This is a genomic window from Sphingomonas cellulosilytica (assembly GCF_052321755.1).
GTDB lineage: Bacteria > Pseudomonadota > Alphaproteobacteria > Sphingomonadales > Sphingomonadaceae > Sphingomonas.
In genome coordinates, this window is the sequence record NZ_JBQRTT010000003.1 from 73,334 (window position 1) to 92,015 (window position 18,682).

16 protein-coding genes and 4 pseudogenes are annotated in these 18,682 nt (G+C 62.5%); 7 read left to right on the forward strand and 13 right to left on the reverse strand.

What is annotated here, in order from left to right; translation table 11 throughout:
• The first annotated feature begins 29 nt into the window (after window positions 1–29).
• Entirely contained in the window at window positions 30–2,843 is a 2,814-nt protein-coding gene (locus ACTZQ5_RS05700; RefSeq protein ID WP_443584199.1) for a glycosyl hydrolase 115 family protein, read from the forward strand.
• Between the two features lie 167 nt (window positions 2,844–3,010).
• Window positions 3,011–3,768, forward strand: a protein-coding gene (locus tag ACTZQ5_RS05705; RefSeq protein WP_443584200.1) for an IS5 family transposase whose coding sequence is annotated in 2 segments (ribosomal slippage) — window positions 3,011–3,329 and window positions 3,329–3,768 — 759 coding nt in all. Because the reading frame shifts where the segments join, the coding sequence is not laid out codon by codon here.
• A gap of 603 nt (window positions 3,769–4,371) precedes the next feature.
• Here ACTZQ5_RS05705 and ACTZQ5_RS05710 read toward each other — a convergent pair.
• The 6 genes and pseudogenes from ACTZQ5_RS05710 to ACTZQ5_RS05735 all read right to left on the reverse strand — a co-directional run bounded on the left by ACTZQ5_RS05710 (window position 4,372) and on the right by ACTZQ5_RS05735 (window position 8,656).
• Window positions 4,372–5,349 carry an alpha/beta hydrolase gene (locus tag ACTZQ5_RS05710; RefSeq protein ID WP_443584201.1) on the reverse strand — a complete coding sequence of 326 codons (978 nt, stop codon included), beginning with the start codon at window positions 5,347–5,349 and terminating at the stop codon, window positions 4,372–4,374.
• 2 nt (window positions 5,350–5,351) lie between these two features.
• Window positions 5,352–6,233: a carotenoid biosynthesis protein gene (locus ACTZQ5_RS05715; protein ID WP_443584202.1), complete on the reverse strand. Its 882-nt coding sequence runs from the start codon at window positions 6,231–6,233 to the stop codon at window positions 5,352–5,354.
• Between the two features lie 138 nt (window positions 6,234–6,371).
• Entirely contained in the window at window positions 6,372–6,605 is a 234-nt protein-coding gene (locus ACTZQ5_RS05720; RefSeq protein ID WP_443584203.1) for a hypothetical protein, read from the reverse strand.
• 262 nt (window positions 6,606–6,867) lie between these two features.
• A pseudogene (locus ACTZQ5_RS05725) lies at window positions 6,868–7,808 on the reverse strand (cisplatin damage response ATP-dependent DNA ligase); the annotation flags it as partial.
• Between the two features lie 44 nt (window positions 7,809–7,852).
• Window positions 7,853–8,137, reverse strand: a pseudogene (locus ACTZQ5_RS05730) (transposase); the annotation flags it as partial.
• 15 nt (window positions 8,138–8,152) lie between these two features.
• Window positions 8,153–8,656: an FAD-dependent oxidoreductase gene (locus ACTZQ5_RS05735; protein WP_443584204.1), complete on the reverse strand. Its 504-nt coding sequence runs from the start codon at window positions 8,654–8,656 to the stop codon at window positions 8,153–8,155.
• Between ACTZQ5_RS05735 and ACTZQ5_RS05740 the strand changes: the two are divergent.
• Window positions 8,607–9,197, forward strand: a pseudogene (locus tag ACTZQ5_RS05740) (IS5 family transposase); the annotation flags it as partial. The gene ACTZQ5_RS05735 and the pseudogene ACTZQ5_RS05740 overlap by 50 nt on opposite strands.
• 46 nt (window positions 9,198–9,243) lie before the next feature.
• On the opposite strand, the gene ACTZQ5_RS05745 reads toward ACTZQ5_RS05740, so the two are convergent.
• The 3 genes from ACTZQ5_RS05745 to ACTZQ5_RS05755 form a co-directional block, all read right to left on the reverse strand.
• Window positions 9,244–9,849, reverse strand: a complete 606-nt coding sequence (locus ACTZQ5_RS05745) for a TetR/AcrR family transcriptional regulator (RefSeq protein ID WP_443584205.1) — start codon at window positions 9,847–9,849, stop codon at window positions 9,244–9,246.
• Window positions 9,850–9,985: 136 nt separating this feature from the next.
• Complete coding sequence (locus ACTZQ5_RS05750) at window positions 9,986–10,834, reverse strand: SDR family NAD(P)-dependent oxidoreductase (RefSeq protein WP_443584206.1); 849 nt, start codon at window positions 10,832–10,834, stop codon at window positions 9,986–9,988.
• Entirely contained in the window at window positions 10,835–11,968 is a 1,134-nt protein-coding gene (locus ACTZQ5_RS05755; protein ID WP_443584207.1) for an MFS transporter, read from the reverse strand.
• A 533-nt stretch (window positions 11,969–12,501) separates the two neighbouring features.
• Here ACTZQ5_RS05755 and ACTZQ5_RS05760 point away from each other — a divergent pair.
• Window positions 12,502–12,738 carry a hypothetical protein gene (locus ACTZQ5_RS05760; RefSeq protein ID WP_443584208.1) on the forward strand — a complete coding sequence of 79 codons (237 nt, stop codon included), beginning with the start codon at window positions 12,502–12,504 and terminating at the stop codon, window positions 12,736–12,738.
• A gap of 501 nt (window positions 12,739–13,239) precedes the next feature.
• On the opposite strand, the gene ACTZQ5_RS05765 is transcribed toward ACTZQ5_RS05760, so the two are convergent.
• Window positions 13,240–14,541 (reverse strand): NAD(P)/FAD-dependent oxidoreductase, encoded by a 1,302-nt coding sequence (locus ACTZQ5_RS05765; RefSeq protein ID WP_443584209.1) that lies wholly within the window; start codon window positions 14,539–14,541, stop codon window positions 13,240–13,242.
• A 95-nt stretch (window positions 14,542–14,636) separates the two neighbouring features.
• On the opposite strand from ACTZQ5_RS05765, the gene ACTZQ5_RS05770 reads away from it, so the two are divergent.
• On the forward strand, window positions 14,637–15,221 hold the full coding sequence (locus tag ACTZQ5_RS05770) for a TetR/AcrR family transcriptional regulator (protein WP_443584210.1): 585 nt from the start codon (window positions 14,637–14,639) through the stop codon (window positions 15,219–15,221).
• Window positions 15,222–15,493: 272 nt separating this feature from the next.
• On the opposite strand, the gene ACTZQ5_RS05775 is transcribed toward ACTZQ5_RS05770, so the two are convergent.
• The gene (locus ACTZQ5_RS05775; RefSeq protein ID WP_443584509.1) at window positions 15,494–15,802 is read right to left on the reverse strand and encodes a DUF1330 domain-containing protein; all 309 of its coding nucleotides are present in this window, start codon (window positions 15,800–15,802) and stop codon (window positions 15,494–15,496) included.
• Window positions 15,803–15,882: 80 nt separating this feature from the next.
• Here ACTZQ5_RS05775 and ACTZQ5_RS05780 point away from each other — a divergent pair, with 80 nt between their 5' ends.
• Window positions 15,883–16,344, forward strand: coding sequence for a DUF6869 domain-containing protein (locus tag ACTZQ5_RS05780; protein WP_443584211.1), 462 nt, complete (start codon window positions 15,883–15,885; stop codon window positions 16,342–16,344).
• Window positions 16,345–16,473: 129 nt separating this feature from the next.
• Window positions 16,474–17,203, forward strand: a pseudogene (locus ACTZQ5_RS05785) (IS5 family transposase).
• A gap of 82 nt (window positions 17,204–17,285) precedes the next feature.
• On the opposite strand, the gene ACTZQ5_RS05790 reads toward ACTZQ5_RS05785, so the two are convergent.
• Together ACTZQ5_RS05790 and ACTZQ5_RS05795 are read right to left on the reverse strand one after the other, a co-directional pair.
• Window positions 17,286–17,939 (reverse strand): CoA transferase subunit B, encoded by a 654-nt coding sequence (locus ACTZQ5_RS05790; RefSeq protein ID WP_443584212.1) that lies wholly within the window; start codon window positions 17,937–17,939, stop codon window positions 17,286–17,288.
• Window positions 17,939–18,547 carry a CoA transferase subunit A gene (locus ACTZQ5_RS05795; RefSeq protein ID WP_443584213.1) on the reverse strand — a complete coding sequence of 203 codons (609 nt, stop codon included), beginning with the start codon at window positions 18,545–18,547 and terminating at the stop codon, window positions 17,939–17,941. Before ACTZQ5_RS05795 ends, ACTZQ5_RS05790 begins: the two co-directional genes overlap by 1 nt.
• Window positions 18,548–18,682: the final 135 nt, after the last annotated feature.

The window sequence follows — 18,682 nt, forward strand, 5'->3', positions numbered from 1 at the left end:
AGAACGCAACCAACATTGGGGCGATACAGATGACATTGAAGCCGTATTGGGTTCTGGCGGTCGCCTTCCTCGCTTCCGAGGCACACGCCGAAAGAACAGCTTTGTTCTCGAATGGCCAGGTCGCCGCGATAGTTCACGAGGAGGAACGGCCGCTGGCATTGGCTGCTCAACTTCTTGCTCGCGATCTTACCGGCCTCACAGGTCGTTCGCCGGACGTGTCGTCCGACCTCTCGCGCTGCAGGCGAGTCTGCGTGGTTGTGGCTCGCAGCAACAGCCCGCTCGCTCGAGCCGTCGCCGGTGATGCGGGCGTGCGCCTTTCCGACCTTTCGGGACAATGGGAGCGGTACGAGCGAACACTGTTGCGATCGCGGCGCGATCCTGCGGTTTCCTATGTACTCATTTCTGGCTCTGACACCCGCGGTGCAATCTGGGGTGTTATCGATGTGACCCGCGAGATCGGTGTCTCGGCATGGGAGTGGTGGGCCGACGTCAAGCCTCGCAGGGTCGATCACGTGGAGATCTCTGGCGATCACAAGCTGTCGACCACACCTTCGGTGCAGTATCGAGGCATATTCCTGAACGACGAGGATTGGGGACTGCAGCCGTGGGCGGCAAAGACCTACGAGCCTCAGGTTGGAGACATTGGTCCAAAGACGTATTCTCGCGTCTTCGAGCTGATGTGGCGGCTCAAGGCCAATACGCTGTGGCCGGCCATGCACGATTCGACGAAACCGTTCTACCAGATCAAGGGTAACGCCGAAACCGCGCGCGACTACGCCATAGTCATGAGCACCTCGCATGCCGAGCCGATGATGCGTAACAACGTGCGCGAATGGGACGAGAAGCAGCGTGGACCTTTCAACTTCTTCACCAATCGGCAGCGCATGGTAGAGTATTGGGCCGAGCGCGCTCAGGAGGTGAAGGGGTTCGAGAACATCTACGCGATTGGCCTGCGCGGCAAGCACGACTCCAAAATGGAAGGTGCCGACACCACCGAGAAAGCGCGCGACGCCATGACGGAAGTGATGGGCATCCAGCGTGGCTTGCTTGCGAAGGCGCAAAAAAAACCTGCCGACCAAATTCCGCAGGCTCTGACCCTCTACAAGGAAGTGCTCGACGTTTACCGCGCAGGTCTCAAGGTCCCGGACGACGTGACCTTGGTTTGGCCCGAGGACAACTACGGCTATATCAATCAGCTTTCGACGCCTGAAGAGAGGCGTCGTCGAGGCGGTTCGGGTGTCTACTACCACATAAGCTATTGGGGGCAGCCACACGATTACCTGTGGCTAGCGACGACCCATCCGGCCCTCCTGCGCGAGCAGATGGACCGCGCTTATCAGTTGGACGCACGCAAGATCTGGATCGTCAACGTCGGTGACATCAAGCCGGGCGAGTATCTTACCCAATATTTCCTCGATCTCGCATTCGATCACCGGAGCTTCGAACAGAGTCCTCGCGACCACTTGAAAGCTTGGGCCGCGGACCAGTTCGGGCCGGGTGCGGCTGAGGAGGTCTCGGCAATCATGACAGAGTTCTACGATCTCGCCTTCGAGAGACGACCGGAATTCATGGGTGGCGACCTGACGGAGCCGATTCGGCCGAATGTGGTGAGTCCTTATGTCCGTACGGGAGGCGACGAGGCATGGCGACGGCTGGATCGCTATGTGGCCCTTACGCGTCGTGCCGAGGCGCTGGCTCGAACCATGCCAGCCGATCGCCGGGATGCATACTTCCAACTCGTTCTCTATCCGGTTCGCGGGGCAGCCAGCCTCAATGAGCGCGTCCTCAAATTAGACCTGGCTACCACCTACGCGAAGGCAGGCAGGGCTCCCTTGAACCTAGCGATCCGTTCGGAGTCGTCGCCCGCCGCCATCGCTGCCGAGGCGCCGCGCGCTGACATGAACGCGCTCGTCGATCAGGCCAAGGCAGCCCATGCCCGCATTGTTTCCGACACTGCCGCTTACAATGCCCAGAACGGGGGCAAGTGGAAGGGCATCATGGACATGGCTCCGCGGCGGCTGCCAGTCTTCGAAGAACCGGCGTGGCCGCACTGGAGCTTGCCGAAGCAGGGCGCTTGCGGTCTGGACCTCTCGTCCCTGGCCTTCGTCGAAGGCCGGTCCTCCAAGCAGACCTTTGCCGTCTACTCGGCGGGAATGCCTGTGAGTTGGCACTTCGTCCCCGGCCCTGGCACCAAAGCCTCTGTTACCAACGGCGAGTTGGATGAAGGCAATGGGTTCGAAACCCGCGTGACGCTGTCTTACGATGGCCGCGGGCCCGTTCGTTCAGGCATGGTTGATTGCGGCGGCCGCAAGCTCTCGGTCGATGCCCAGACGAGCCAGTCCGATACCTCTCTGGCGCCCGAGTTGAACCGGATCATCTCGGTTCCGGCGGTTCAGGCGACCAGCCCGCGATGGGAGGAAGTGCCGGGCCTCGGCTCGCGCGGTTCGTCGCTGCGGGTCCGGCTCGAGCAGCCGCAGGGAATGGCGGCGACCGATGCGCCGCTCGTTTATGTCGTGGAGACTGGCACGCGCACCGATGCGGTGCTGCGGGTCGTGACCGTTCCAGTTCATCCGCTCACTTCCGCCACGGGCCTACGTCTAGGCGTCAAGGTCGACGACGGACCTTTGCATACCCTCGACTTCGAGACGTTTGGTCGGAGCGAGGAATGGAAGCGGAACGTGTTGACGAACGCGGCCTACCGTGACGTCGCGCTGCCGCAGTTATCTCCCGGACGGCATCGGATCGAGGTCTTCGCGAGAGATCCCGGCCTGATCCTTGATCGATTGGACTTGCGTCTCGATGGCGCCGCAGACTTTTATGGCGGTGCCATGCTGCCGATGTGATCTCCGGATCACGCATCCGTTTGAGCAGTCCCTTCCGAGGAACGGCGCCGGAGGGATTACGCCTCCCCGCCCATATCGAGGCTGTGCAATGCCTTAGGCGGCGTCTGCATTTGCGGGATTCCAATCTGGCGTGAGTTCTGATTCAAGGCTGGCGAGGGGGTCATGGCTTGAGCAGACGCACGCTGACGGCCGAGCAATGGGAGCGGATTTCAGGATACCTCCCAGGTCGCGAGGGGACGCGCGGACGCAGCGGGGTGGACAACCGGCTGTTCGTCGATGCGATCCTGTGGATGGCGGGCAATGCGGCGCGCTGGCGTGACCTGCCGGAGGTGTTCGGGAAATGGACCGGGGTGCACGCGCGCTTCCGGCGCTGGTCGCATGCCGGTGTTTGGGAACGGCTTTTCCATAGCCTGGCCGACACGCCGGACTTCGAATACGTCTTGATCGACAGCACCATCTCGAAAGCTCACGCCGATGCGGCGGGGGCAAAAGGGGGGCTGAAGCTGCCGCGATCGGGCGGTCTCGCGGTGGCCTGACGACCAAGCTGCATGCCGCCGTCGATGCCATCGGCCTGCCCATCCGCATCCATCCGACACCCGGACAATGGGGCGATCGCCCGCAAGCCGAGGTGCTGCTGACGGGCTTGAAGGGCGTCGGCCACGTCATCGCCGACGCCGCCTATGACGCCGATCCGCTGCGCGCCTTCATCGCCGATGACCTCGGCGCAACCGCACACATCAAGGCCAATCCCAGCCGGACCGCCAAGCCTTCCATCGACTGGCGCCTCTACAAGGAACACCATCAGGTCGAATGCTTCTTCAACAAGCTCAAGCGGTTCCGCCGGATCGCCCTGCGCTGCGAGAAAACCATCTCCGCCTTCATGGGCTTCGTCCATCTCGCATGCGCCATGATCTGGCTACGCTAAATGCAGACACGGTCTAAGACTGGATACGCAGACCAGCTTCTCGCGGTTGGTGTTCACCCACTTGGAAGGCCGTCCTGCAGTTAAAGATGAGATCGCGCTCCTTATCCCCAGCGTTCCGGGTAAGCCTGATACGGCATGCCCGCGTTTGCCGTTGTGCCGATCCGTAGACTATCTAACGCACGACGGCCTTGCTGGCTTTCAGCTCCGTCGCGAGATCGGTTAGGTCCGGCGGAGCCGATCCAGCTTCCAGTTCATCAGAACTCGCGTGCGAAAGAGCTTGAGTCATGGGGCTCGATTGCCTTGGCGCCGCTTGCCTTGTCGATGGAGAGACGCTCAAAGCCCGCCTCGCGCAGAGCATGAGGATCGAATCTCGTTCGGCGTCGACGCCTGCACATATCCGATCGACATGAACGCTTTTCGCAATTTGCCTCGAGAGCATTACGGCGACCCACAATTCGCGAAAATGGACCCATACGCCGCGCGCCGGCTGGACATCTGCACAGATTCAAGCCTTATAAGTAATCGTTGCTGGTGAAATTATCATATTCCGCTGCGTTCGCCTGTCCGTGGCGATGGGATTTTTCAAAGTCTCTCATTGGGTCGTTAGACGGCATGCTGCCGAACAAACCCCGCTGCCTCGTTGAGTGCTTGACGGGCTTCCTTCAGCGGGCTGACGACCCAGACGTGCATCATCTCGGGATAGTGACGATGATCGATCGGCGGATTTCGCTGCTTTAGACGGAGTGCGTCGGAGTCAAGGATGTCGCGATCGCCACTGAATACGATCGTGGGCGGTAGATCGTGCTGGTCAGCGAAAAGCGGGCTGACGCGCGGATCGTCGGGCGCGACGTCCTTGGCCCACATAGGCGAGATCTCCTCGACGAGACGAAGCGAGAGCGCCGGGTCGCGCTTCTCGATCGCAGGTTGATCTGGACCGCTTCCGCTCAGGTCGAGGCATGGCGAGAAAAGTACCAATGCGCACGGCTGCGGCTCCCCGGCATCGCGTAGTGCCTGCGCGAGCAGAAGCGCGATGCCGCCACCGGACGAGTCACCGGCGATGACGATGCTGGCGGCGCCGTATTCCTCGGCCAAGGCGAGATAGTGATCGCGGACCGCCGCCATCGTCCGGCGCCAATCGGCCTCGGGTGCAAGCGGATAGAGGGGAATGATGATCTCCACGTCCAGTCGGTCGAGCAGCCCGGCAACGAGGTTCCACTGGATCGTCTGGAGGTCGAGGACATAGGCTCCCCCGTGCAGATAAAGCAGTCTGGTCGCGGTGCCTGCGCCGCCCGGCTTGGCGACCCGGAACACTCGCATCCCCCCGCATGCGGTATCGTCGAAGCTGATTCGGCTGCGCAACTGCTCGGGCGGCAGCGCCGGGCCAGCCGCCCGATCCCTGGCGATCGTCATGCGAAGCACCGTTGGATCAGACAGATTCGGCGCGACCGTCCGAGCAAACTGGTAAAGCGCCCAGCCGCGCAGCCTTTTGCGGCGCCGTTCCCCAGCCTCTCCGACCGACAGCGCCGCGATCAGCCCGCCGGTAAGTGCCAGACCCGCGCCGGCCGCGATCGTCTTGTGCATGGCTATTCCTTGCTCGAATGGTTGAAGGTGCGTGCGAGTACCGCCACTACTGCGAGGAGCGCCGGCAAGACCATCGCCGGCAGCGCGATCGCGGCAGAGGCTTCGAAGATGTCGGCGATGACGAATGTCCGACCGCCTTTCATCACGGTCCCGACCGGCGCCACCCACCATCGCAACACGTAGCTGAGGCCAAGTCCCGCCCAGATCACAGGTGCAAGGAGATGCCATCGCCAGCTGGTCTCAAGCGGAGCGGGGCGGATCCGGTCGAGGATCAGTGCGACGAGCTGGAACGCCGCCCAGCCGGTCACCAGCCAACCAATGAAGTTCGACAGCGGCACGCCGAAAAGGCCGCTTGGGTGCCGGTAGCTGTGCGTGTGCATGACGGTCGCGCCGATCGCGTCCCAAGGGTAGTCGTAGCCCACCAGGATAAAGGCGGCGACGATCGGGCCGGCCCATCGCGCGACGCGGAAATCCCCATCAAGCGGCTTCAGGATCGTCATAGTCAACGCCCATGCGAACCAGCCGTACACGGCGTAGCCGACGAGCACGACTAGCGGAACCCCGAGCAGGCGAGGCCCGGGGCTGTGATGCTCGAAGAAGCCGAACGGAATTCCCGTTGCGATGCTAGTCGCCTCGAACACGAAGCTAACGCCGCACAGCATCGAGAAGAAGACGACCGCTCCACGCCATCCGACGGCGATCGAGCCGTGTGCGAACAGGATGACAAGCAGCAGCAGGAATTGCAGACCGGCTGCCGCGACCCCTACGTGCGATGTCGGCGACAGACACGACCAGCCGAGCGCGACGAGCCAAACAAGCGCTAGGCTCCAGATGACTGCAAGTCGCCGAGATGCCGAACGCGGAAGATTGTGAGGACCGATCATGCTTACCTCTACGTTCCATCCGATCCATACGATCCCCGCGCGTTCACGCCGGCACGACGGTATTGTCGGCGAAGCCGCCGTGCTTGCCGTCGGATGCGGGGGGCGCTTCGTTCACCTCGCAAGCTGACAGGTCTTGGTCTAGAAGAACGACAGGTCGGACCGCCCCATCGCCACCATGTCAGCCATCTTTTGAGATTTCGCGATCATCAACCAGCTCAAGCTTAGAAAGCGGATGTTGTCGCTCATCGCTCCGACGAGGCTGATCGGCGCATCCTCCGCCATGGCACCGGCGCTGACGAAGGTGCCACCGCGATTGAGGCTGTAACGCACTTTCAGCAGCGGCTCGATCGACGAGCTCTCTCCACGCGTCAATCATGATGTCGACACCCCGTCCCTCGGTCACGTCCTGCGTCCGCGCTGACACCTCGTCCGTGTCGGACTCCAGGATAGCGATCCGGCCGATCTCGGTCAGCGTCTTGACCTTGTCGAACAGGTGGGTGGCGCGCACGACCGGTAAGGCTTATGGTAATCTTTCTATCGGTTAGCACCTCGTGGAATGAGGGGGTGGTCGGGGTTGCCCGACACCAATCAGCGGACCGATGGCCACAGGGACCATCGTCATTCAGTCGCTATGTTATGGCTCTGACTTTTCCTCCAGCATTGCACGTGGATCGTCACCTGGCAGCATCGCAAGGAGCGTATCCAGACGGTCTGCCTCGCAGGCCGGCTTGTCCCAGCGTATGCGCGCGATGCGCGGAAAGCGCATCGCGACGCCCGACTTGTGGCGCTTCGAGCGGTTCAGCCCCTCGAACGCGATCTCCAGCACCAGCCCGCTCTCGGGGAGATGGACGACCTCGCGCACCGGCCCGAACTTGGCGGCGGTATGCTCGCGCACATAGCGGTCGAGCATCGCCAGCTCGTCGTCGGTGTAGCCGAAATAGGATTTGCCGACCGCGATCAGCGTCTCGCCGGCCCCGCCGTCGTGCCAGACGCCGAAGGTGAAGTCCGAATAAAGCGAGGCGCGCTTGCCCGATCCGCGCTGCGCGTACATCAGCACCGCATCGATCGTGAAGGGATCGCGCTTCCACTTGAACCACGGTCCACGTGGGCGGCCCGAAATATAGGGGCGTCGCGGCGCTTGAGCATCAGCCCCTCGATCGCGGGCGCGTCGATCCCCGCGCCGGCCCCGGCCGGATCGGCGCGGATACGCCCGAGGTGCCCCCAATCGTCGAACGGTACGACCGGCGACAGCGTGACGCGGGGATCGCCCAGCCGCGTGACGAACGCCTCCAGCCGGGCACGCCGGGCGGTAAAGGGCAACGGCCGCAGATCCTCCGCCCCTTCCGCGAGCAGATCGTAGGCGCGGAGCTGGACCGGATAGTCGGCGATCATCTTGGCCGAGACGGTCTTTCGGCCGAGGCGTTGCTGGAGCGTCCCGAACGGCTCGACGATGCCGTCCCGCACCACCAGCAGCTCGCCGTCGAGCGTCGCCGGGCCGAAGCGATCGGCGCGGATGCTCTCCATCAAGTCGGGAAAAGCGCCGGAAATGTCGTCGCCGGTGCGCGAATAGAGCCGCGCCAGGCAAGGCTCGTTGCCGCAACTTCCCGACACCGCGTTGACGCGGATGCCTTGCGCAGGATCTCGTTGGCCTGGCGCAACTCACGGACTTCGCGCTCCAACGCCTTCATCTTGTCAGCGACCTCGGTCGGAACGCCAGCGCGCTTGCCGCTGTTCACCTCCGCCTTCTTTACTCACTCATGCAGCGTCTGCGGAACGCAGCCAATCTTCTCGGCAATGGAAACTACCGCTGCCCATCGCGATGGGTGATCGCGCTCGTGATCCAGCACCATCCTTACCGCTCGCTCGCGGACTTCAGGCGCAAACTTGTTCGTCGTCTTGCTCATACAGGCTCCACCTTCTCAGGAGTTGGAGCCTCCGACAAACCCGGGGCGGTTCACTCCCAGTCTACGAAGCGCGTTGACGGCAACGACTCCCAAAACTTCGTCGTAGGCGGCGAGCAGACGCCGTCCGCCCTCCACCAGGATCACTCGTGCGCTCGCGGGATCAACGGGACGAAAGTGGTTCCCGAGCGTGTAGCGTGTCAATTCTGCGGTGGTGCCGGCCCGCTCGACACCGATCGGTCCGCCACCGACGACGAAGGTCATGAGCGACCCACGTCTGACGGGATCCACAGTCGCGGAGGACCGAAGATGTTTGATACGTCGGGGGAGCAACGCAGAGGAGCGGGCGGTCGTGAAGTCGACCATGTGATCCGCGTATCTTCCCGTCCAATATCGCCGGCGGGACAAGTACGGCGTCGACGCTTCTTCCCCGGTTCGCCGGGCCCAAGCTTTGCCAGGTTTGGCGGGCATGTTAAAGAAACGGCGGAAGCGCTGGAGTGTGGCGGGCGAGTTCACGCGCATGGCGGAAAGGCAAGCGGCGGCAAGTGGGGTGCCGAGAACGGTTATGATGGATGCGACCTACCTCAAGTCCCTTCGCGCGGCCGCAAGCCTGCCGGTCAAAAGCTGGCTTTGGCTGCCTGATCGGTCGCACCAAGGGAGGGCTGAACACCAAGCTGCCCGCGCTCGCCGACGCGAATGGCCGCCCGCTGAGCTTCTTTTTGACTGCCAACCAAGTCTGCGACTACTCCGGTGCCGCGGCGCTCCTGAACGATTCGCTAAAGGCAGAGTGGCTGCTCAGCGACCGCGGCTACGACGCCGACCGGTTTCGGGACGCGATGCCGGCAACGAGAATCCAGCCGGGCATCCCCAGCCGTGCATCCAAGGTTTGAAATCCCGTAACGAGCCGGTCAGGTACGACAAATGCCGTTTCCGGCGCAGCCGCATCGAGATCATATTCGGCTGCCACAAGGATTAGCGTCGCGTCGCCACGCGCCACGATAGCTGCTCGACCGTCTTCTTCCCCGCCGTCACTCTCGCTGCCACCGTCATCTTTCGGCTTTGATCGAAGAGTCTTGACCCTACTCGGTCAAATTCCGTTTTTCTTCCGGCTATCGTTGGCTCAATCTTCGGGACCGCAGCTGAAGCGAATCAGCGAGCACGTGCCAGAGCGCCACTTGGCGAGCTTTCAGCGTTAATTCGTTCCCGTAGGTAAGCTCGACGAACAGGCTCTCGACTATGCCCGCGTAAGCTTCGCAGAACAGATCCTCCTCCTCGGCGGTGAGCCCGCGCGCGCTGGCATCCAGCGCCTGACGATAGGCTCTTCTGATTACAGCAAGAAAGTCGGTGTACCGCTCGGTGACCTCGCCCTTCAAGCCGGTCGGAACGAGGTAGACCGTCCTGACGAGGAACCGTAGGAACACCGAATCCTCATAGCGACCGGCAATGGCGGACACATATTCGAGACCCGGCGCGCGCAGTGGATCGTCAGCCCGTGCGAACGCTTCCGCGACGAAAGTGCCTTCAGCGGCGCTTGCGTCGTCGAGGGCCGCGAGGAACAGCTCGTCCTTCCCGGAGAAATGCGAGTAGAGCGTCGCCTTCCGGATGCCGGCTGCCTCCGCGATCTCGTTCAGCGACCCCCCATCGTACCCGTTGACCGAGAAGTGATGGACAGCGGCCTCAGTCACGCGATGGGCGGATGGCGATCGCGATGTCATCCTGACGGCTCCTGAACATGTGGGTCTCAGGGATGCGCGGGAATCCACTGGCGGTCGGGTCGGCAATGTCAGACCGAAGCCGCCACGTCGTGTCGGTTCTGCCTGCGCGATGGCGGGCGGAGCCGACACCTTAGACTCACGCATAGTCGGCGTGGAGGGCATCGAGGGCTAGCATTCCCACATCGACAGTCGACCCGCCGCCATCGACGGTGAGGTTCACGCCCGTGAGGAAGCTCGCCTGTGAGGAAGAGACGAAGCGGATGACTTCGGCGATCTCCTCCATCTCTGCCGGGCGACGCAGCGGGAGGTTGGTTGTCGCGCGCGCATAGGCCTCGTCCAGCGTGCAGTCGTACTTCTTCATGATGCCCTCCATCTCCTCGTTGGACATCGGGGTCTTCATCCAGCCCGGGCAGATCATGTTGGAGCGGACGCCCTTCGGTCCGAAGTCGAGGGCCACCGACTTCATGATACCCGCAAGCCCGTGTTTGGTCGCGACATAGCCGACGTCGTTGGCGGCCGCGAAGTTGGAGGAGATCGAACCAACGAAGACGATGTTGCCCTTGCTCCGTTCAAGCATCGGCAAGGTCATCTTCGCGGTCATCAGCGCGCCGGTGTAGTTCACCTTCACCAGGATATCCCAGTCGGGGTCGGTCATGCTGACGGCGCTGCCCATCTTCAGGATGCCGGCGTTGGCGATCACGGCGTCGAGGCCGCCACCGCTCACCTCCGCGATCTGCGGCAAGGCAGCCTCCCACGACGACCGGACCGAGATGTCGACCACGAAGGGGTGCAATTCGATTTCCGATGCGAGCGCGGTCAGCCTCGCTTCGTTGAGGTCGAGGCCGACGACCCGGTAGTCGTGCGCCGCGTACATGCGGGCGAGGTTCTCGCCGAGGCCCTGGGCGGCTCCTGTGATGAGTACCGTCTTTTTCATACGTAACTCCGAATCATAGTTGAAATGATCTTCGCGCCCGCGTGGGCGCACTCAGTGCGATGAGCTCAAGGGTGGCCCGAACACGCGGTTGAGCACCAGAGCGAGGCAGAAGAACGCACTCGATGCGACCAGCAGGACGATCGAGCACTCGAGCGCTCCGCTGACGCTGTCCTCGCGCACGAAGAAAGCGCTCACCAGCGGTCCACAACTCAGGCCGATGAGCGCCAGCGGGCCGAGAATTACGGCGGTCCAGCGGCTGGGATCGAAATCAACCGCGAAGCTGATCTGCATAGGCTGAATGAACAGCCACAGGGCGCCGAACACCGACAGCAGCACGATGTAGAAGACCTCGCTCGCACCCCAAATCAGCGGCACGATGGATGCGGCGACCGCCAGCGGTCCGACGATCTGGAGCGGACGGTAGGGAAGCTGCTCGCTCTTCCAGGCGTAGAGCAGCGCACCGACGAGTTGGAGGACGAGCGACGCGGCGAAGGCGATAGCGATGCCACTCGCCGAGTAGCCAGCCAGCTGACCGTATCGCTCCATGAACGACCATGCCGCCCCGATCCCGGCCATCTGAGCAGTGACCGCCAGAAGCAGGACGACCAGCGCCGGCGTCACCTGCAGCTTCCCGGTCGCCTCCGGGTTCTTGGCGACTTGGTCCCGGGGGATCATGCTGCTGCACAGCAGCGCCAGGCCGATGATGATCGCGTAAACTATGAAGCCGCCATAGGTGCCGAGCAAGGGCGTCACGAAAAGCGGAACCGTGTAGGCGGCGACGATCTGTGGCAGCGCGGATACCGCCATGAAGATGGCGTTCGTGCGGCTCGGATTGTCCGCATGGGCCAGGATCAGATAGCAGGCACCGACGATGAGACCGCCAATGAACCCGGCGAGCGTGCGTGCGACGAACACGGCGATCGCCGAACCCAGAAGCGGCATGACGAGATTGATCGCGATCAGCAGCACGGACATCAGCATGACGCGGCGACGCAGGCTGCCCTTGTTCAACAAGCCTGGCCCAGCAACGCCGCCCACCGCGAGACTGAACAGTTCGAGCATCGATGCGATGCCGACCTGAGGCTCGGAAAGGACGCGGGCCGAGGCCAGTGCCCCCAGCAGTATCGGTTGAATGCCAACGATCAGCAGGGCCGCGGAACCGAACAGGATCGCTCCCCAGATCACCGAACCTTTCCGACCTGAAGACGCGCCTTCGCTATATCCTTGTGGTTCCACGAGCAATCCCCAGAATATACAATGCTACCTACCGGTCGGTCGTAAAAAAGTCAACTCGTTAACCGCCCACCCGTTCCAGCGCTGATGCGTCCGTTCAGTGTAGCTAGACGCACGCCATCGACGCTGGAGCGGATGGGATCACGCGTGGACTATCAGATCGTAATTGCACGTTGACCTCACGTGCTATGCTGCTGCTTGGAACTGTTCGGCTCAGATCTGGAAGAGTGCTGCAGCGTGTACGAACGTCCGAGCTGCTTCGGCCCAGACTATTGAACGCTCCGGATGCGTGAGCCGTGAGCCGTAAGCCGCGTGCGGCCAGGAGCGATCGATGGAATTTCAGGCACGGCAATTTCAATCGACAACTACTTCTGATCGCAACCTGTCCATCGGACTGGTCAAGACAGCCCGCAGCGAAAGGCACTCGGCCATCGTGCACACGGCCGCGGCCTCAAATCTGAGGCAGACGATGTAGATGGTCTGCGATGCGGATGGCATCCCCCGTCAACGTGGTCCGGTGGGAGACGCAGGACGAGGTGCTGCGCTCCATTTACGCGAAGCATGTGGTGGACAGCTCAAGTCCTGGAAACCAAATTAGACTCAGAACGGCGATGTCCGAGGCAGGAGCGACCATTGCCTTCGATCCCATCGCCGGTGGCGGACTGGGGAATGACCTACTGGCGGCTATGCAAAGCGTCGCGGGCGACGACATGATCGACTAAGGCCCCTATGGCTCCGACGTCCAGAAGCCGCTCGTCATCTGCGGCTCGCTCGACTAGGCCCCGACCACGCTAAACCGACTCGCGTTCGGATTGCGGTGGAGCGATTTGGGATGGCTCCTGTTCCACTTCCTCAAGCGCGCCGGTCCCGAAATTGTGGAGCGGATGCGGGCTCGTATCACGGCCGATATTGGGACGCCGTTTGCCAGCAGCTAAACCCGCGTGATCGGCATGCAGGAGGCACTCGATCCCGATGTTATCGCGGCACACCGCCACAAGGCGATCGGCGAGAAGGTGCTGATCGATCCGACAAGAGGCTGACTACCGGCATTTCCCGCGGATCGTCGGGGCCAGAAAGTATCGAAGCGGACGCTGCCTGTCATGTACGTCCGCTTCGACCACTTGGTAGGCAGTAATGGCATTTGTGGCCTGCGCGTCGACGCCCCGTTCAGCGACGAACCCGCAAATTCGATATGCATCGCGGTGCAGGCTGGCAGGGCTTGTTCAGCCGACAGACCTTGAGCTGGGAAGCGAGAGCGAAACCTCGGCTCGCGCGTCTTCCTCCCGCGTGAGCAATCGGACGCCTCGCCCCTTGGTGATCCAGGCCCAGGTCCAGTTCGTATAGACCGACATACGGCTGCGGAAGTCCACCAGCAGCATGAGATGGACCAGTGACCAGGTGAGCCAGGCCGTGAAGCCACTTAGGCGAAGCCAGCCGAAATCCGCCACGGCACGGGAATGGCCGATGACGGCCATCGTGCCCCAGTTCCTGTAGCGGAACGGCCGGGTGGCTTGCTTTCCGCTGATGCGACGCTGGATCATCTCGGCAACGTATCGCCCTTGCTGCTTGGCGACAGGGGCGAGGCCTGGAAGTGCGTGCCCCTCCCCAACCTGGTAGCTGGCGGCATCTCCGATGACGAAGATATCGGGATGGCCAGGAACCGAACAGTCCGGCTTCACGATGACGGCCTTGTTGCGTGCGGTCTCCGCGTGCAGCCAGGCCCCGGCCTGCCTTCCTTGCGTACCGGCGCACCAGAAGACGTTCGGGCTCTCGATGCGGCCGTTCCCCAAATCGACACCGGCGGCGTCGATCGACTTGACCGCCTGCCCGATCATCGGGGTCACGCCTAGCGACTGCAGCGATTTCAACCCTGCCGCAGATTGCTTGGGCGTGAAGGCTGACAGGATCCTGGGGCCGGCCTCGATCAGCAATATGCGTGCCTTGGACGGATCGATCCGCCGATAGTCCTTCGCGAGCGTCGTCCGGCTGAGTTCCGCAATGGCGCCCGCCATCTCGACGCCGGTCGGGCCCGCACCGATCACCACGAAGGTCAGAAGCCGCTCGACCTCTTCAGGGTCGTCGCTACGCTCGGCACGCTCGAATGCGGAGAGCAACTGGGCGCGGATCGAGAGCGCGTCCGACAATGTTTTGAGGACCGGAGCGAACTCGCTCCACTCTTCATTGCCGAAAAAGCTGTAGCTCGCGCCCGTAGCGAGCACGAGATAATCGAAATCCAGATCGCCCGAACGGACCGTGGAAACTGTCTTCATCCGCGGATTTACACCGTCGACTTCATCCAGCAAGACCGAAACGCCAGATTGAGGCTTGAACAATGCGCGCGTCGCTGTCGCGATGTCCGCCGGCGACAGTGCGGCGGTCGCCACCTGATACAGCAATGGCTGGAACAGATGGTGGTTCGTCCGGTCAATCAAAAGGACGTCGAGGTCTCGCTTCGCCAAAGCCTTAGCGGCGGCGAGCCCGCCAAACCCGGCACCAACGATCACAATCTTCTTCTTTGCGCTCATCACGAGGCTCCGCGCTTCGATAGTTTCTCATCACAGCTTGCGCTATTCGATGCGTTAGCATACGCTCGTATTTCAATGCTTCAAGGGATATCTAGATGGCCCGTCCGAGAACACTCGATCGCGACCAGATCCTCGCGCTTGCCGAAGGACTGGTGGCCACCGAGGGGGCATCGGCACTGACGATTGGCGGCGTTGCCAAAGCCGCTGGCATCTCAAAGGGCGGCATCCAATCGTTGTTCGGCGACAAGGAAGGGCTGATCTCCGCCATGCTCAGACGCTGGATGGAACAGGACGCCCATATTCATGCCAAGGAACTGGGATCGGCGTCTACGTTCGTGGAGAAGATGCGAGCGCACGTCGCGTCGTCCCAAGCGCAGGATGACGCCTCGCAAACGCGCGCAGCAGGGCTTTTGGCCGGGCTGATGCAGTCTCCCGATAGATTGGACGGCATCAGAGAATGGTTCATCCAGCGCGCCGACGGACTGCCCGGTGACACGCTGGACGATCGCAAAGCTCGGCTCGCGTTCTTCGCCGTGGAAGGCGCATTCTTCCTGAGGTTCCTTGGGCTGCTACCGGTTGATGATCGGACTTGGAGCAACATTCAAAGCGACATCGCCAATTTGCTGCTTCCGCTGCGCTCCAGTGTGCGCCCCTCCCTCTCGCGAGCCGGTCCTGCGTGATGGATGACTACGGCGACCCGGCCTGGAAGGTCGGGCTCGCTCGTTCCATTCGACGGCCTCTTTCCGTGGTGGCGAACCGGAGAAGCGTCGTGACGCGAGCCGGCGGTGATGTCTATTTGGCCGGTCAGTGCGATGACAATCGAACATTCCTCGAATGACCGACGGTACGGCATCGACCGTATCGGTCGACGTTCGGCCGGGTTCGACGTGGCCCGCGACTTGGCGCCTCGCCCATTGGTCGCGTGACGGCCGGATGGGCGCGGTCCCTGGTGTCAGCCGACCCCGGCGACCAGCGCCAGGAAGCCACCGGCGGTGGCGTCTATCCTGGTGTCCCTGACTTTTCGATATTCGGCAGATTCGAAGAAGGCTTTCGCGTCCGCCGTCGAGGGAAACCTGATGACCGCGAGAGTTGACGAGGCGGCGCCTTCGACCGGGGTCAGGGCGGCGTCGAACGCGATCATGCTTCCACCGTGACGTGCGACGAGCGGACCAGCGTTTTCCGCGTATCGCGCGAGTGGGGCTTCGTCGCGGACGTCGTAGTTGTCGATTAGGTCGTGAACCCATAAACTGACAGCGGAGATGGCATTAGGCGCTTGCTCCGCCCTTGCCTCTGCCGACCGACACGACTTGCTTCACGCGGCTTCAAAGCTACGCTCGACGCATGGGTGAGAAGGCCGACTTCGACGAGTTGGAACGAGCGCTAGCCAGGCCCGATGCTGAGCTGATGTGTTGGCAGCTGGATGCCTATGCCAGATATCATGAGAACGGCAGGGGCGAGTGGCCAGAAGAGGATGCTGATGCATTCGGTGAGATCATCTCCTGCTACCATGACGACCCCGAAAAGGCTTTCGCCTATGTGATCCTCGGTGCGTCACGATCAGATCACCCCGGATTTCTTGCTGGCCTTGGATGCGGCCCCTTGGAGGATGTTCTTGAGGATCCCTCAGAAGACTTACTTGAACGGGTCATCGCAGAAGCGCGTAAGTCTGCCCGGTTTCGTTGGCTACTCAGTAATCCCTTCAAGGTTGCGGTCGCAACTAGGGCGTGGGACGCCATCGAGAAGTTTCGCATTACCGGGCCACACGAGGAACCATCCGCAGATGAGCTGCCGCCGCGGGGGTGAGGCCTGATGGTCGAGCAGCGGCTAACAAACTACAAGCGAGTGGTCCGCCCATCGAGCCTTTAAAGTGCCGCTGATCTCTGATTCAGTTTCGGCATGAGCCGATATGACCTGACCGACTTCGAGTGGCGCATGATCGAGCCGCTGCTGCCGAACAAGCCGCGAGGCGTGCCCCGGGTCGATGACCGTAGGACGCTGAACGGCGTCTTCTGGGTGCTGCGATCCGGTGCGTCGTGGCGCGACCTGCCGGAGCGGTATGGCCCGCGAACCACCTGCTACAATCGCTTCGTGCGATGGCGGAAAGCAGGCGTATGGGATCGGCTGATGGACGCCATCAGCGCCGCGCATGACGGCGCAATCCAGATGATCGACAGCACTTCCATCCGGGCGCACCAGCAGGCTGCGACGGCAAAAAGGGGGTGCAGATCATTGTCTCGTTCGATCACGCGGCGGCCTCACGACCAAGATCCACGTCGTCGTCGACGCGCAAGGCCTGCCGATCCGGCTCGGTCTAACCGCAGGACAAGCGCACGATGGTCAGATCGCCAACCGCCTGCTTGATCATCTCGGCCCGCGCACCATCGTGCTGGCGGACAAGGCATACGATGCCGATCGCATCCGCGAGTTGATCCAGGACCAGGGCGCCACACCCAACATCCCGCCGAAGAGCAACCGCCGCTGGAAGCCGTGCTTCAGCAAGCGGCTCTACCGCGAGCGCAACCTGATCGAGAGGTTCTTCTCCAAGCTGAAGCACTTCCGTCGCGTCGCCACCCGCTACGACAAGCTCGCCGCCAACTTCCTCGCCATGGTTCAGCTCGCCTCAATGCGGCTCTGGCTGCGAGCTTGTGAGTCTACGGCCTAGATACGCGGCGGCTGCTTCGTCCATTCCGCTCCCCCTGACCGGACCGGAGGAGAATTCTCGCTCTTCGGATTTGGAGAGACGCTTAGCTGGTGACGTAGTTCGCGGTGGTCTTTGCCGCAACCTCGTCCGCAGTGATGCCGGGCGCCAACTCGATCAGCCGGAACGGCGATTGGTGATCGGGTCGCTGGAACACCGCCAGATCGGTCACGATCATGTCAACGACGTTCCGGCCCGTCAGCGGCAGCGAGCATTCGCGCAGGAACTTGGGCGTGCCGTCCTTGGAGGTGTGCTCCATCACGACGATGATCTTCTTGACGCCCGCAACGAGGTCCATCGCGCCGCCCATGCCCTTGATCATCTTGCCCGGGATCATCCAGTTGGCGATGTCGCCGCTCTCCGCGACCTCCATCGCGCCGAGCACGGTCAGGTCGATGTGCCCGCCGCGGATCATCGCGAAGCTCTGCTCCGAGCCGAAATAGGCCGATTGCGGCAGCTCGCTGAACGTCTGCTTGCCAGCGTTGATCAGGTCGGCGTCCTCTTCACCCTCGTACGGGAACGGGCCGATGCCGAGCATCCCGTTCTCCGACTGGAGCGTCACGGTCATGCCGTCGGGGATGTTGTTCGCCACCAGCGTCGGGATGCCGATGCCGAGATTGACGTAGAAGCCGTCCTGCAACTCCTTCGCCGCGCGCGCGGCCATGCCGTTGCGGTCCCAGCCCTTGCTTGCCTGCGTCATCACAACTCACTCCCGGCAGCAGCGGGCACCTCGACGCGTGGCCGGGTCAGGCGGAACTCGATCTTCTTGTCGTAGGGCGCGCCGACAATCATCCGCTTCACGTAGATGCCGGGCAGGTGGATGTGATCGGGGTCGAGACTTCCGACCGGCACCACTTCCTCCACCTCGGCGACGCAGACGCGCCCCGCGGCCGCCGTCGGCTGGTTGAAGTTGCGAGCGGTCTTGCGGAAGATCAGGTTGCCGCTCTGGTCGGCCTTCCATCCCTTGATGATCGACAGGTCGGCGCGGATACGGCGTTCGAGGATGTATTCCTCTCCGTCGAACGACTTCACTTCCTTGCCCTCGGCCACCAGCGTGCCGACGCCCGTCTTGGTGTAGAAGCCGGGGATGCCCGCGCCGCCCGCGCGACACCGCTCGGCAAGCGTGCCCTGCGGGCAGAACTCGACATCGAGCTCACCCGACAGATACTGGCGCTCGAACTCCTTGTTCTCGCCGACGTAGCTCGAGATCATCTTCTTGACCTGCCGCGTGCGCAGCAGCTTGCCAAGCCCCTCGCCATCGATCCCGGCATTGTTGCTGGCGATCGTCAGGTCACGTGTAATCGACATCCTGCTGCGCAGGGAGGACTGGCTGGGAACCACATGGCGTACTTGAGAGCGTGCTGCCCCCACAGTAGCCTGCGTCCTTTGAAGAGGAGGATGAATGCTGACGTGCTATAGTCGCATGGACATGTCGACCAATGA